The 15,156-nt window shown below is 48.7% G+C and carries 11 protein-coding genes (1 of these 11 only partly in view); 10 read left to right on the forward strand and 1 reads right to left on the reverse strand.

The genetic code is table 11. The features are described 5' to 3' along the window. The first annotated feature begins 171 nt into the window (after window positions 1-171). The 8 genes from NYE70_RS18150 to gyrB all read left to right on the forward strand — a co-directional run bounded on the left by NYE70_RS18150 (window position 172) and on the right by gyrB (window position 10,141). Entirely contained in the window at window positions 172-1,530 is a 1,359-nt protein-coding gene (locus NYE70_RS18150) for a GntP family permease (protein ID WP_341047300.1), read from the forward strand. A gap of 39 nt (window positions 1,531-1,569) precedes the next feature. Further along, window positions 1,570-3,120 (forward strand): gluconokinase, encoded by a 1,551-nt coding sequence (gntK, locus tag NYE70_RS18155; protein WP_341047302.1) that lies wholly within the window; start codon window positions 1,570-1,572, stop codon window positions 3,118-3,120. 567 nt (window positions 3,121-3,687) lie between these two features. Then, a complete protein-coding gene (dnaA, locus tag NYE70_RS18160) occupies window positions 3,688-5,034 on the forward strand; it encodes a chromosomal replication initiator protein DnaA (RefSeq protein WP_211025763.1) in 1,347 nt (448 codons plus the stop codon). Window positions 5,035-5,365: 331 nt separating this feature from the next. Then, a complete protein-coding gene (gene dnaN, locus NYE70_RS18165; RefSeq protein ID WP_213653293.1) occupies window positions 5,366-6,508 on the forward strand; it encodes a DNA polymerase III subunit beta in 1,143 nt (380 codons plus the stop codon). A gap of 38 nt (window positions 6,509-6,546) precedes the next feature. Continuing rightward, entirely contained in the window at window positions 6,547-6,768 is a 222-nt protein-coding gene (yaaA, locus tag NYE70_RS18170; RefSeq protein ID WP_211025759.1) for a S4 domain-containing protein YaaA, read from the forward strand. A gap of 51 nt (window positions 6,769-6,819) precedes the next feature. Next, entirely contained in the window at window positions 6,820-7,932 is a 1,113-nt protein-coding gene (gene recF / locus NYE70_RS18175) for a DNA replication/repair protein RecF (RefSeq protein ID WP_341047304.1), read from the forward strand. 12 nt (window positions 7,933-7,944) lie between these two features. After that, window positions 7,945-8,193: an extracellular matrix regulator RemB gene (gene remB, locus NYE70_RS18180; protein ID WP_211025755.1), complete on the forward strand. Its 249-nt coding sequence runs from the start codon at window positions 7,945-7,947 to the stop codon at window positions 8,191-8,193. 43 nt (window positions 8,194-8,236) lie between these two features. Continuing rightward, a complete protein-coding gene (gyrB, locus tag NYE70_RS18185) occupies window positions 8,237-10,141 on the forward strand; it encodes a DNA topoisomerase (ATP-hydrolyzing) subunit B (protein WP_290406408.1) in 1,905 nt (634 codons plus the stop codon). Between the two features lie 83 nt (window positions 10,142-10,224). On the opposite strand, the gene NYE70_RS18190 is transcribed toward gyrB, so the two are convergent. Further along, the gene (locus NYE70_RS18190) at window positions 10,225-10,998 is read right to left on the reverse strand and encodes a YheC/YheD family protein (protein ID WP_290406407.1); all 774 of its coding nucleotides are present in this window, start codon (window positions 10,996-10,998) and stop codon (window positions 10,225-10,227) included. A 411-nt stretch (window positions 10,999-11,409) separates the two neighbouring features. On the opposite strand from NYE70_RS18190, the gene gyrA reads away from it, so the two are divergent. After that, complete coding sequence (gene gyrA, locus NYE70_RS18195; protein ID WP_341047307.1) at window positions 11,410-13,953, forward strand: DNA gyrase subunit A; 2,544 nt, start codon at window positions 11,410-11,412, stop codon at window positions 13,951-13,953. A gap of 184 nt (window positions 13,954-14,137) precedes the next feature. Further along, on the forward strand, window positions 14,138-15,156 hold the 5' portion of the coding sequence (locus NYE70_RS18200; RefSeq protein ID WP_211025746.1) for an HD-GYP domain-containing protein. The gene runs 91 nt beyond the window's last position; 1,019 of the gene's 1,110 nt are visible here — the first part of the coding sequence; the start codon lies at window positions 14,138-14,140; its stop codon lies off the right edge, out of view.

The raw sequence follows: 15,156 nt of genomic DNA on the forward strand, positions 1-15,156 counted from the left end.
ACATATATATCGCTCACATTTTGGGCCATGTGATCTGTTGTTCGTCGCTCCACCGCTGACTTTCGTCATTAGGTGCGCACTTCCAAAGGATCCCCTATCCCAAAACGTTCGCTTTATATTAAGAACATACAGATGTATGTATTTTTCAGGGTAAATAAAAGGAGGAACACCATGAGCACGTTATTCAACATGAGCCACAACGCCACCTTGCTATTATGGACCCTGGTGACGATCGTGTTTCTTATCGTCCTGATTTCCAAATATAAGTGGAATCCGTTCGTGACCTTATTAATTTCCGCTTTGCTGCTCGGTCTGCTGGCCGGGATGAAGCCGCTCGATGTGGTCAATTCGATCACAAGCGGACTTGGAGGCACACTGGGCACCATAGCGATTGTCATCGGCCTTGGCACCATGCTGGGCAAAATGATGGCCGAATCCGGCGGTGCGGAGCAAATTGCCACTACGCTGGTCGACCGGTTTGGAGAAAAAAGAGTACATTGGGCGATGATGATCGTCGGCTTTATCGTCGGGATTCCTGTCTTTTTTGAGGTAGGAGTTATCCTGCTTATCCCCATTGTCTTCACTGTAGCCAGAAAAACAAAAATGTCGTTGCTGCAAATCGGAATTCCGATTTTGGCGGGCCTTTCGACCGTGCACGGGCTTGTGCCGCCGCATCCGGCACCTATGATCGCCATTGATGCTTACGGCGCCAATCTTGGCCGGACCATTCTTTATTCCCTTGTGATCGGCATTATCGTCGCTATTATTGCCGGTCCGCTTTTTGGTAAATTCATCGGTAAGCATATCGTGCTGGAACCGCCCGCTGAACTGGCGGAGCAATTTGCCGTGAAAGGTAACAGAAGACTTCCGGGTTTCGGAATCACCCTGTTTACCATCCTTCTGCCGGTAATTCTGATGCTGATCGGCTCCATCGCCGACATTATCGACCCGCAAGCTACCAGCGGCTTCACGCTGTTCTGCGAATTTATCGGCCATGAAATTATGGCATTGCTGATTGCCGTCGTCTTCTCCTTCTTCTCGCTCGGCTTCTCCAGAGGCTTTACGAAGCATGATATTTCCAAGTTTACAAGCGAATGTCTTGCCCCGATCGCTACGATTGTTCTAATCATTGGAGCCGGCGGAGCCTTCAAGCAGGTGCTCATTAACAGCGGCGTAGGCACTGCGATTGCGGAAATTGCCACGGGAGCTCATGTCAACGTGATCCTGTTTGCCTGGTTCGTCGCTGCACTGATCCGGGTAGCCACCGGTTCGGCCACTGTCGCCATGACGACCGCCGCTGGCATTGTCGCTCCGGTACTGGCCCTTACGCCCGGCGCTAACGTGGAGCTAGTGGTTCTGGCAACCGGTGCGGGCTCCATCGTCCTGTCGCATGTAAATGATGCAGGGTTCTGGATGGTCAAAGAATTCTTCAACATGACGGTCCCGCAAACCCTGAAATCCTGGACGGTGATGGAGACGATCCTTTCCGTCGTTGGCTTGGCGCTGATTCTTCTCGCCAGTGTTTTCTAAAGAAATAAATATAAATTTATGGGAGAGAAGGTAACTCGGATGAATCAACTTTCTTATATGATAGGTATCGATATAGGAACGACAAGCACCAAGGCTGTATTATTCGAAGAAAACGGAAAAATCGTGTCGACGGCAAATGAAGGCTATCCGCTATATACGCCGACGGCCGATGTGGCGGAACAGGATCCGGAGGAGATTTTTGCTGCGATGCTGGCCGCCGTCCGTCACGTGATGGATCAAAGCGGAGCCGCCCCTGAACAGATTATGTTGGTCTCCTTCAGCACGGCCATGCACAGCGTAATCCCGGTTGACCAAGAAGGTCAGCCGTTGATGCGGTGTCTAACGTGGGCGGACAATCGGAGCGTGGAATGGTCGGAAAAATTAAAAAATGAGCTCGGCGGACATGAGATCTATCTGCGTACCGGTACCCCAATCCATCCGATGTCCCCCTTATCCAAGCTTCTATGGCTGCGCCATGACATGCCCGATATTTTTAATAAAGCGAATAAGTTTATTTCTATTAAAGAATATGTCTTTGCCAAACTGTTCGGTGAATACGTCGTGGACCACTCCATCGCCTCCAGTACCGGTCTAATGAATCTGGAAAACCTGGACTGGGACGAGGAAGCGTTGAAGATTGCAGGCATCACGCCGGACCAATTATCGACCCTCCTGCCGACCACTCATGTTATGAAGGGACTTTCGGGAACCTATGCGGCCGAAATGGGGCTTCTCGCCTCCACTCCGTTCGTCATCGGGGCTAGCGACGGCGTATTATCCAATCTAGGCGTCAATGCCATCAAACCGGGGGTCGTAGCCGTGACGATCGGTACAAGCGGCGCTATCCGCACTGTTGTCGACCGTCCTAAAACCGACCCGAAAGGCCGAATTTTCTGCTATGCGCTGACTGAGAAGCATTGGGTTATCGGCGGGCCGGTCAATAACGGCGGGGTTATTTTTCGCTGGGTGCGGGATGAATTCGCCGCTTCGGAGGTTGAAACGGCAAAGCGTCTCGGAATTAGCCCCTACGATGTGCTGACCAAAATCGGCGAAAAGGTACGTCCCGGTTCGGATGGACTGCTCTTTCACCCTTATTTGGCCGGAGAGCGAGCTCCCTTATGGAATCCTAACGCTCGCGGCTCCTTTTTCGGCCTGACATTGCACCATCAAAAGGAACATATGATTCGTTCCGTACTGGAAGGCGTCATTTATAACTTATATACCGTGCTGCTCGCTATGGAAGAACAGATCGGGCGGCCCGAAAAAATTCAGGCGACAGGCGGATTTGCGCGTTCTCCGCTTTGGCGGCAAATGCTGGCGGATATTTTCGACCAAGAGGTTGTTATTCCCGAAAGCTTCGAAAGCTCCTGTCTCGGTGCTGTAGTGCTCGGATTATATGCGCTGGGCAAGATCGACTCGTTTGATGTAGTGTCAGAGATGGTCGGCGGTACCTTTGAACATGCCCCGATCAAGGAGCATGCCGCTATTTACAAGGAGCTCCTCCCGATTTTCATCCGAATTTCCCGCAAGTTGGAGGAAGATTATGAAGCGATCGCCAAATTCCAACGGAATTTGCCGGCGGCAGATTAAGCTTCTCAGCCTAATTTTAAATAAATAAAAAGAGCAGGTTGCAGAACCTGCTCTTTGCTATGCCTATAATCTAAACCTACTCCTCCCTCCTCAAATTGCCATCCGCCCTTCCTAATCTTGTTATTAGGTTCCCGATTTTAAGAACGATCGATGAACCCAGCCCTAAAGAACTGTCGATAAGTAATTTTCGATATTGAACATCCTGTGTATAATTTTTTTCGGAGAAAATCGGATCCTGTCGAATTTTAAACAAATTATAAACAATATGTAGTGGTGTGAGTTAAAATTATACACAAGTTATTGAATTTGTGGATAAAATACAGCATTGCATTGAAATATAAGGCTTCTTTTGCTATGATTATATTGCTTTTGTTGTGAATATCTAAGTTTAAGTCAATAATTATTAACAGGCTGTGGATAAAATTGTGAACAATTCGAATTTATCCTTGTTTGTAATGATTCCACTTTTCTGACTCATGGGGATAATATTCCCCTTTATTTATGTTTATTCGACCCCTTTCTGCATGGCTCATGCCACAATTGGAAGATTTAAAAGGAGTGACCGCTGTGGATAGCCATACCTCCGATATATGGCAGCATATTTTATCCATCATCAATACCAAACTCAGCAAACCCAGCTTCGATACCTGGTTTAAAGCGACCAAAATTGTCTCGTTGAACGACCGCCAGATCGTAATATCCGCTCCGACCACGTTTGCCGTGGAATGGCTGGAAAGCCGGTATACCAAACTGGTTGCAACCACCGTTTATGAATACCTTGGCAAACAAGTCGACGTTTCCTTCGTCATTGAGGAATCTGCGGTGCCCGAGCAAACCCAGGTATATAAGGAGCCCCCTGCACCCGTCCAAGCGGAGGAAAGCGTTTCCAATATGCTTAACCCGAAATATACGTTCGATACGTTCGTCATCGGTTCGGGCAACCGGTTTGCCCATGCGGCATCCCTCGCCGTAGCCGAAGCTCCCGCACGAGCTTATAACCCGTTATTTCTATACGGCGGCGTCGGACTTGGCAAAACGCACTTGATGCACGCGATCGGACATTACATCCTGGAACATAGCCCCAGCAGTAAGGTCGTTTACATTTCTTCCGAGAAATTCACGAACGAATTCATCAACTCCATTCGGGACAACCGGGCGGAAAGCTTCCGCAACAAATACCGGAACATCGATATCCTGCTGATCGACGATATTCAATTTATCGCCGGCAAGGAATCGACCCAGGAAGAGTTTTTCCATACGTTTAATGCGCTTCACGAGGAACGCAAGCAGATCATTATTTCCAGTGACCGTCCGCCAAAAGAAATACCGACGCTGGAAGAGCGGCTCAGATCCCGGTTTGAATGGGGCCTGATCACGGATATTCAACCGCCGGACCTGGAGACTCGGATCGCGATTCTCCGCAAGAAGGCCAAAGCGGAAAACCTGGATATTCCGAACGAAGCGATGATGTATATCGCCAATCAAATCGATACCAACATCCGGGAGCTTGAGGGCGCCCTTATCCGTGTCGTCGCCTACTCCTCCCTCATTAACCAGGATATTACGACCCACCTGGCTGCCGAAGCGCTGAAGGATATCATACCTTCCAGCCGTCCGAAGATGATCACCATTCAGGACATTCAGCAAAAGGTCGGAGAGTACTATAATTTGCGGCTTGAGGATTTCAAAGCCCGCAAACGGACAAAAGCGATCGCCTTCCCTCGCCAAATCGCCATGTATTTATCGAGGGAGCTGACGGATTTCTCGCTGCCTAAGATCGGGGATGCCTTCGGAGGCCGTGACCATACGACAGTCATTCACGCCCACGAAAAAATAACCCAGCAGCTCAAAGTCGACCAGGATCTCTATAAAGTTATCAACAACATTACGGAAAAAATCAAAAACTCATCCTGAATAAGCTATAAGCCTATGCACATGATATTCACATGTGGATAGGCTTCATTTCATATATTCCGTCCCGTTATCCACATATTCAGGGCCCCTACTACTTCTTCTATATATTTAAAAGATATACATCATCCTATAAAGCGGCCATGCCGCCAGGGAAGAAATTCAAATTCGGGTCCTGCTTAACTGCTCAAATTGAGCTAAAATAGAAAAGAGCCATTTAAGCCCAAATGCATTTGCTTGCTAAAATCAAGTTTATGCATAACGAAGTGAATTATGATTGTTTTAAGTGTGTTTATATTGCGATGCTATAATAAATTTTTTAGGAGTTGAATTTATGAAAATCCGCGTTTTGAAGCACGATTTGAACGAATCCATCCAACATGTGGCTAAGGCCATCTCAAGCCGGACTACGATCCCTATTTTGACGGGGATTAAGCTGGAGGTTAATTTTCAGGGAATGACGTTGACCGCAAGCGATACCGATATTTCCATTCAGGCCTTTATTCCAGCGGAAGATCAGGATAAACAAATCGTGCAGGTAGAACGTCCAGGCAGCGTCGTTTTGCCGGCCAAGTTCTTCGTGGAGATCATCAAAAAGCTTCCTTCGAGCGAAATTGAGATGGAGGTGCTTGAAGGATTCAAGACGCAAATCCGCTCCGGATCGACCGATATTCAGATGGTCGGGCTTGATCCTGAGGAATTCCCCGTGCTACCGAGCATTGAGGAGAATCAGGTTATTTCCATTCCCGGCGATTTGCTCAAAAATATGGTTAAGCAAACCGCATTCTCCATTTCGTCCAATGAAAGCTCGCCGATTTTGACCGGGGTATTGTGGAACCTTAGCGACAACCAATTCAAATTCGTCGCAACCGACCGCCACCGTCTGGCCAGCCGCATGGCAGAGCTCGATGATGCCGAAGGCGTTCGTTTCAGCAATATTGTCATTTCCGGCAAAACGCTGAATGAGCTGAGCAAAATCATTCCCGACCAAAATACACGGGTGGATATTGTCGTAGCGGACAACCAGGTCTTGTTTAAGATCGACCGCGTGCTGTTCTACTCCCGAATATTGGACGGGACTTATCCGGATACTTCCAAGATTATTCCGACAACCTACAAAACAGAACTGGTGTTGGACACAAAAAAATTGAGCGAATCGATCGATCGCGCTTATTTGCTGTCGCGTGAGGAAAAGACGAATATCGTCCGCCTTCAGACCATGGAGAACGGCACTATTGAAATTTCGTCCAGTTCCTCTGAGCTCGGTAAGGTTACCGAACAACTGGAACTGGCTTCCTTTACGGGCGATCCGCTGCGAATCTCGTTCAACTCCAAATATATGCTCGATGTACTGAAAGTGGTGGAAAGCGAGCAGCTGCATATCGGTTTTACGGGAGCGATGAGCCCGATTATTGTTAAACCGGTCGATGATACGCAAAGCCTTTATCTCATCCTCCCTTACCGCACAACAAATTAAGCGGAGGGACTACCTGAAGAGAGGAAGTTCAAACATTCATGAAAACCATTCAGATTTCCAGCGAGTATATTAAGCTGGATCAGTTTTTGAAGCTGGCCGATTGCGTTTCAACAGGAGGCATGGCCAAAGCTTTACTGCAGGAAGGGGCCGTAAAAGTCAACCGGGAGCCTGAAGATCGTCGGGGACGCAAATTGTATCCCGGTGACGAGATTGAGGTAGCGGATTGCGGTTCTTTTCAAGTGGTTCGCGGCGAGGAATAGAGGCTCCCTGAACCTGGATGACAGGGGGAAACGAGGAGGGCCTGGGATAACGTGTTTGTCAAATCACTATCACTCATGAATTACCGCAATTACGAGACGCTGTCGCTGGACTCCTTCGGCAGCGTCAATCTGATGATCGGGCGCAATGCCCAAGGCAAGACAAACTTGCTGGAGGCTCTGCTCGTTCTTGCTCTAACAAAGTCGCACCGCACGTCGAAGGATAAGGAATTGATCTCCTTTGGCAAGGACCATGCCACGGTATCGGCCGAGATCGAGCGAAAATACGGAGCGGTCGGCCTGGAGCTGCGCTTCTCCCATCAAGGTAAACGGGCGAAGCTGAACGGGCTGGAGCAGCGGAAGCTGAGCGATTTTGTCGGAGTGTTGAATGCCGTTATGTTCGCACCCGAGGATCTGGAGATCGTCAAGGGAACGCCGGGGGTGCGCCGCCGGTTTCTCGATATGGAGATCGGACAGGTTCAGCCTAGCTATCTGTTTCACCTTCAGCAGTATCAAAAGGTGCTCATCCAGCGCAACAACTTGTTGAAACAGGCGTGGGGCTCAGGCTCGGACAAGGGAACGATGCTGGAGGTCTGGAATGAGCAGCTGGCGGAGCACGGTGTTAAAATCATCAAGAAAAGGAAACAATTCATAAGAAAACTGCAAAAATGGGCACAGCAGATTCACGAGGGCATTACCGGGGGCGGCGAAAACCTGAAATTATCCTATCTTCCGTCCTTCGGAGAAGCTGAGGAAGAAGATGAAGCTGTCTTATTGGAGCAATTTATGATAAAGTTATCACAAACGAAGGATCAGGAAATCCGCCGCGGGATGACCCTTTCGGGTCCTCACCGTGATGATTTGGCCTTTCATATCAACGGGAATGAAGCGCAAAGTTTCGGTTCCCAGGGCCAGCAGCGGACGACGGCGCTATCCCTTAAACTGGCGGAGATTGAGCTTATCCACGAGGAAATCGGTGAATACCCGATCCTTCTTCTGGATGACGTATTGTCCGAGTTGGATCCTTACCGCCAGACACAATTGATCGAAACTTTTCAAAGTAAAGTGCAGACGTTCATCACGGCTACTGGGATCGAGAGTCTTAATGCCAGCCGTCTTCAGGACGCCAGCATTTTTCATGTTCAAGAGGGACAAGTCCGGAAATAGAAGGGGGAAGCGATGTACATTCATTTGGGCGGGGAGAAGGTCATTCTCTCTTCGGAACTGGTAGCGATCTTCGATATATCGATTGAGAAATCGTCCAAAATCTCCAAACAATTCGTCAGTCACGCCATCAAGGAAAAACATGTGATGCGGATCGGAGAAGAAGAACCTAAATCCATTGTCGTAACCAAAAATACTGTGTACTATTCGCCGATTTCCTCTGCTACGCTCAAGAAGAAGTCGAACATTCAATCTATGGTCTAATCCGTTGACATAGAATCTATAGAAGTAGGTGAAGGCATTGTCTATGAACGAGCAATCGTATGATGAGAGTCAGATACAGGTACTGGAAGGTTTAGAGGCAGTTCGCAAGCGTCCGGGGATGTACATCGGTTCAACGAGTGCCCGGGGTCTGCACCATTTGGTCTGGGAAGTCGTCGACAACAGTATTGACGAAGCTCTGGCCGGCTATGCGAACAAGATCGACGTTTTCGTCCATGAGGATAACAGCATTACCGTTATCGATAACGGGCGGGGGATTCCGGTTGGTGAAAATACGAAACTGAAGAAATCGACCCTGGAAGTAGTTATGACCGTGCTTCATGCCGGCGGGAAATTCGGCGGCGGCGGATATAAAGTGTCCGGCGGTTTGCACGGGGTAGGCGTATCGGTTGTTAACGCCCTCTCCGAAAAAGTCGTGGTACAGGTTAATCGGGACGGTCATACTTATCAGCAGGAGTATCGTCGCGGAGCCCCGCAATATGATGTTAAGTTAGTAGGCGATTCCGACTTTACCGGAACCAAGACGACGTTTCTCCCGGATCCGGAAATTTTTACGGAGACGACTGTTTTTGATTACAATATCCTGCTGACCCGGATTCGCGAATTGGCGTTTCTGAACAAGGGGATTAATATATCTCTCACCGATGAACGTACAGGTGCCTCCGACTCGTTCCATTACGAGGGCGGCATTATGGAATACGTCAAATATCTGAATCAGAACAAGGAAGTTTTGCATGAGACGCCGATATACGTCGAAGGCGCACGTGACATGATTCAGGTTGAAGTTGCATTGCAATACAACGACAGCTATACGGAGAATATTTTCTCCTTCGCGAATAACATCAATACGCATGAAGGCGGAACGCACGAGTCGGGCTTCAAAAGCGCCTTAACCCGGATCATTAACGATTATGCGCGTAAGAACAGCATGATCAAAGATAATGATAACAACTTGACCGGCGATGATGTTCGTGAAGGATTGACCGCGATTATTTCGGTAAAAATTCCGGAACCGCAGTTCGAAGGCCAAACGAAGACGAAGCTCGGCAACAGCGAAGTACGCGGCATCGTGGAATCCCTGTTCGCGGAGAAACTCCAGGAATTCCTGGAAGAGAATCCTGCGGTAGCCCGCCGGGTATTGGAAAAAGCACTGCAAGCCTCCCGGGCGCGGGAAGCGGCGCGTAAAGCCCGCGAGTTGACGCGGCGCAAGAGTGCGCTTGAAGTCAGCGCCCTGCCGGGTAAGCTGGCGGACTGCTCCTCCAAGGATGCGACGATCAGTGAAATATACATCGTCGAAGGTGACTCTGCAGGCGGCTCGGCGAAGCAAGGCCGGGACCGGCACTTCCAGGCGATTTTGCCGCTGCGCGGTAAAATTCTGAACGTGGAGAAGGCCCGTCTGGACCGTATCCTGGGCAATGCGGAAATTCGCGCGATCATTACGGCGCTCGGTACGGGGATCGGGGAAGAATTCGACATTTCGAAGGCCCGTTACCATAAGGTCATTATTATGACCGATGCCGACGTTGACGGCGCGCATATTCGTACCCTGCTGCTTACGTTCTTCTTCCGTTACATGCGGAAGATCATTGAAGCAGGTTATGTGTACATCGCGCAGCCGCCGCTCTTTAAAGTTGAGCGTAACAAGGTCATTCGGTATGCCGGATCCGAGAAAGAGCGGGATGAAATCATTGCCTCTTTCGGAGAGAATGCCAAATTCAATGTGCAGCGTTATAAAGGTCTCGGCGAGATGAACCCTGAGCAGTTGTGGGAAACGACGATGGATCCGGAGAGCCGGACCATGCAGCAGGTTTCGATCGCGGACGCGATTCAAGCGGATGCGATTTTTGATACGCTGATGGGCGATAACGTAGAGCCGCGCCGTGACTTCATTCACGAGCATGCCAGAACCGTTAAAAACCTAGATTTCTAAACCTATTTTAGCTAAAGCCTCGCCGTTGGCGGGGCTTTTTTTGCGGGATGATTACAGATCGGAATGATTAACGTCGTCCCTGCTTATTTCTTAAACCGGCCGTAGGAAACGGCATAACGGTGGATCTTTTTATAAATATCTTTGTTTTCCAGACTCTTAAAGGGGAATAGCGCCGGGAGGGTATTTACCTCCAAAATCCAGATCTGATGCTGTTCGTCTATGGCAATATCAAGCCCTATTTCTTTCAAGTTGGGGAATCTTCGGGCTAGCTGGGCGGCCACGTGGATGCCTAAGCTCTTCATTTCTTTATATATCTTGGCGAATTCTTTAGGTTCGAGATGGGGGCCGAGCAATTCTTCAATGGGTGCAATGGAGCCGCCGCCATGATAATTTGTAATGATTTTTTGCTGGGCAGCGATCCTCCCAATAAAGCCCGTTGTCTCCCATGTCTTTTTAGGTGTCTTTTGAACCAATGCCCGGATATCGAATTTACGCCGGCGATAGGTTAGAAGGTGAATCCCCTTTTGGATCAGGAATATCTTTTTGCCGATTCTTGATGACAAAGTAGCATGAAGTTCCTCCAGCGTTGGATATAGCTCGCTTTGAATCCCAAAACGAAGTTTATATTGGATCGGACTTTCCGGGTCGAAGTCATCCTTCCAAGGCTCTATGCTCATGACTCCGTTGCCGTAGGTTCCATGATCCGGCTTAACGTACACGAGTCCGTAGATACCGACCATCTCTTTTAGATGCTCAAAGTCATATTTTCGCGTATCTGGAATGTAAGGACGGATCAATTCCCTTTGTTTTAGAATGATTGTTTTTTCCCATTTGCTCGCAATGCGTTGAATGGCCAACTTCCAATCCTTCCTTTCCGAAAACCCCCGCTGGCATTTACTTCAGAGACGAAAAACATAGGACAGAAGAGATAAACAATGGTATAATTATAAGATATGGGGATTTTATAAGTTTTTTGAACGTTTTTTTAAACAACCTCTCAAAATGCCTATATTCATAGTGTATGAAGAGTGGAAGCATTGGGAATGGACACATCCCCATTTTATTTGTGCCTCCCTGGAATGGGTTGAAGGGACGAGACGTTTAATTATTCTTGATTTGTGAAAGTAATATAAAGAATTACGTCAAAATCACAATCATTTCTAATTGGGTTTCAATTATTCGTGGCGGTTTCTTCAGGAGAATGACTAATTTGAAGTCTATATTCCATTTCTATGGGCACATGGATAGATTATTGAAGGAGGTCCAGCATGGCGGAAGAAAAATTTTCGCAAATTATAGACCGGGACATTAATGTGGAAATGCGCGAATCCTTTATGGATTATGCTATGAGCATTATCGTCAGCCGTGCTTTGCCGGATGTAAGGGATGGTCTGAAGCCGGTGCATCGGCGTATTCTGTACGCCATGAACGAGCTTGGTATGCATCCTGATAAGCCGTTTAAGAAATCGGCCAGAATCGTCGGCGAAGTTATCGGTAAATATCACCCTCACGGTGATTCGGCGGTTTATGAGACGATGGTGCGGATGGCCCAGGATTTTTCCATGCGTTATATGCTTGTCGACGGCCATGGCAACTTCGGTTCGATTGACGGAGACTTTGCGGCGGCAATGCGTTATACGGAAGCACGTCTTTCCAAGATCGCAATGGAAATGCTACGCGATATCAATAAAGAGACTGTTGATTTCATGCCGAACTACGACGGAGAGGAACATGAACCGGTCGTGCTGCCGGCACGATATCCGAATTTGCTGGTTAACGGGGTCTCGGGGATTGCCGTCGGGATGGCGACAAATATACCGCCTCATAATTTAGGGGAAGTCATTGACGGGGTTCAGGCGTTGATTGCGAATCCTGATCTCGATTCCCTGGATTTGATGGATTATATCAAAGGCCCGGATTTCCCTACAGCCGGTTATATTATCGGACGGACGGGAATCCGTCAGGCTTATACAACTGGACGCGGTTCGATTACCATGCGGGCCAAGACCAGAATCGAAGAGAATAACAACAAAGCCCGGATTATCGTGGATGAGCTTCCTTACCAGGTCAACAAAGCGCGGTTGGTTGAGAAAATCGCCGAGTTGGTCAGAGAGAAGCGGATCGACGGAATTACGGATTTGCGCGACGAATCGGACCGTACAGGGATGAGAGTCGTGATCGAGCTGCGCCGGGATGTCAATCCGAACATCGTGCTGAACAATCTGTACAAGCATACAGCGTTACAAAGCACTTTCGGCATCAATATGCTGGCGATTGTGAACAATGAGCCGAAGATTCTGACGCTGAAGGAAGTTCTTCATCATTATTTGCAGCATCAGGTCGAGGTTATTCGTCGCCGGACGGAATTCGAACTGAAAAAAGCGGAAGCCCGTGCACATATTCTCGAAGGTTTACGTACGGCGCTGGATCATCTTGACGAAGTCATCGCATTGATCCGCGGTTCACAAACTACGGAGATTGCCCGCAACGGATTGATGGAGCGCTTCGGACTTAGCCAGGAGCAGGCCCAAGCGATTCTCGATATGCGTCTGCAACGCCTGACCGGGTTGGAACGCGATAAGATTGAGAACGAGTACCAGGAGCTTCTGCAAAAGATTGCGGAGTACCGGGAGATTTTGGCGAATGAAGCCCTTGTTCTGCAAATCATCAGCGATGAACTCCAGGAAATCCGCGAACGGTTTGCGGATGAGCGCCGGACCGAGATTTTGGTCGGGGAAGAGAGCATTCTGGACGAAGACTTGATTCCGCAGGAAGAGGTCGTCATTACGATCACTCATACCGGATATATCAAGAGATTGCCTTTGACCACTTACCGCAGCCAAAAACGCGGAGGACGGGGCGTCGTCGGTATGGATACTAAGGACAACGATTTCGTGGAGCATTTGTTCGTGACGAACTCGCACCACTACTTGATGTTCTTTACGGACCGAGGCAAAGCCTACCGTCTCAAAGCTTATGAAATTCCGGAGCTTGGACGCACGGCGCGGGGAACCCCGATCATCAACCTGATTCAAATCGAACAGGGAGAGACGGTCAATGCGGTAATTCCTGTAGAGCGCTTCGATGAGGACAAGTATCTGTTCTTTGCTACCCGCTCAGGGGTTGTGAAGAAGACGCCGATCGAAGATTACATCAATATCCGTAAGGGCGGGCTGATTGCTGTCAATCTCCGTGAGGATGACATCTTGATCGATGTTAAGCTTACCGACGGTAACCAAGAGGTCATTATGGGTACGGCTCAGGGCATGTCCATCCGTTTCCCAGAGAGCGATGTTCGTTCCATGGGTAGAGCTGCTACCGGGGTTAAGGGGATCACGCTGGACCCGGATGATCAATTGATCGGGATGGACGTCATTGTTCCGGAACAGGATATTCTCATAGTTACGACCAAAGGTTACGGCAAACGGACGCCGGCCTCGGAATACCGAATTCAGAGCCGTGGCGGTAAAGGGATCAAGACGATCAATGTAACGGATAAGAACGGTCCTGTCGTCGGCTTGAAGGTCGTTAAGGATGAAGAAGACCTGATGATTATTACGGCAAGCGGTACGCTGATCCGGACGAGCATGGAAGGAATTTCGACCATGGGCCGGAACACGCAAGGCGTGAAGCTGATTAATATTCGTGAAGATGATTCTGTAGCTACCGTCTGCCGCTCGGATAAGACCGAGGAGGAGCCGGAAGAGGAATCCTTGGAACAAGAGGGCCAAGAAGGATCAGAATCCCTTGAGGGCGCTGATACGGCCGCTCAAGACGCCCCGGAACAAGAGTCCGAAGGTACGGAAGAATAACATAAACACATTGAACCAAGAACCGGATTTCCTTAGGGAAGTCCGGTTTTTTTGTTTTAATTCATTTGTAGGTTGTAAAAAGGATTGTTGGGCAAGAAGTCTCGTAATATAATGGCAGTACAATAGTGCTAATTCACTAGATAGGGCCTGCCCTAAACATGTGGAGATTGAGGAGCGAGCGAACATGGCAAGTGTCCCTGTATTAGATCTTAAACCCGGATTAAAAATTGTGAACCATGTACATACTCCTTTGGGCGGGCTTCTGATGCAAAAAGGAAAAGTACTGCTGCCCAGAGACTTGGATATATTACGCGCATTTATGGTACAGCAGGTCGAAATCGAAGAAGCGCAGGGGAGAGGGCGGGAAGACTCAACTGACGCGGCGGATTCAGTCAAAACAGGACGAGGTTCGTTTGCGGCAGTAGGTGCGGTGCCTTATGATAATGAGCTATCGCCGACAGGTCTTCTTCATAAAGAATATGACCGGATGCTGCATTTGACGAAAAGTGCATTCCAATCCGTTCTGGCGTCCGAGCTCCCAATCTATGAACTGCGTCATCAGTTGGAAGCTTTGATCAAGCAATTGAAGTACTTTAACGTACTGACTTTTGCTCCTCGCAACATGAACGAATATGATTATTTATTCCATAATGCCATTTTATCTGCATTAACTTCCTATCTGATCGCCAAGTGGTGCGGGTTGCCGCAAAAAGACTGGATGCAGGTTGCTTTCGCAGGCTTATTGCATGATATAGGTAATACCAAGATTGATCCGGGCATTCTATATAAGCCGGGATTACTTACGGATGATGAGTCGGAAGAAATGCGGATGCACACCACCTACGGCTACCAGCAACTCCGCAAAACGTCTGCCATAAATGAGGGAGTAAGACTCACGGCACTGCAGCATCACGAAAAAATGGACGGAACCGGCTATCCATTCCGCCTTACGGGGGACAAAATCCATATCTATGCCAAAATAGTGGCCGTTGCTGATATTTTTCATGCCATGACCTTAAACCGCCGATATCGCAAGGCGCAATCTCCTTATTTGGTATTGGAACAGATTAAGTCAGAAGCTTTCGGCAAACTGGATCCGGGCATTGTTCAGACCTTCGTGGAGAAAGTTACTCAATTTCATAATGGAATGCGGGTACGTCTCAGCAACGATAGCGTGGGGGAAATTGTCTTCTCCGATCGGCA

Source organism: Paenibacillus sp. FSL R5-0407 (assembly GCF_038009185.1).
GTDB lineage: Bacteria > Bacillota > Bacilli > Paenibacillales > Paenibacillaceae > Fontibacillus > Fontibacillus vini.

Excerpts from the sequence above, each read along its gene's own strand:
- NYE70_RS18150 (WP_341047300.1), top strand. The coding sequence starts at position 172 with ATGAGCACGTTATTCAACATGAGCCACAACGCCACCTTGCTATTATGG.
- gntK (WP_341047302.1), top strand. The coding sequence starts at position 1,570 with ATGAATCAACTTTCTTATATGATAGGTATCGATATAGGAACGACAAGC.
- dnaN (WP_213653293.1), top strand. The coding sequence starts at position 5,366 with ATGAAAATCCGCGTTTTGAAGCACGATTTGAACGAATCCATCCAACAT.
- yaaA (WP_211025759.1), top strand. The coding sequence starts at position 6,547 with ATGAAAACCATTCAGATTTCCAGCGAGTATATTAAGCTGGATCAGTTT.
- remB (WP_211025755.1), top strand. The coding sequence starts at position 7,945 with ATGTACATTCATTTGGGCGGGGAGAAGGTCATTCTCTCTTCGGAACTG.
- gyrB (WP_290406408.1), top strand. The coding sequence starts at position 8,237 with ATGAACGAGCAATCGTATGATGAGAGTCAGATACAGGTACTGGAAGGT.
- gyrA (WP_341047307.1), top strand. The coding sequence starts at position 11,410 with ATGGCGGAAGAAAAATTTTCGCAAATTATAGACCGGGACATTAATGTG.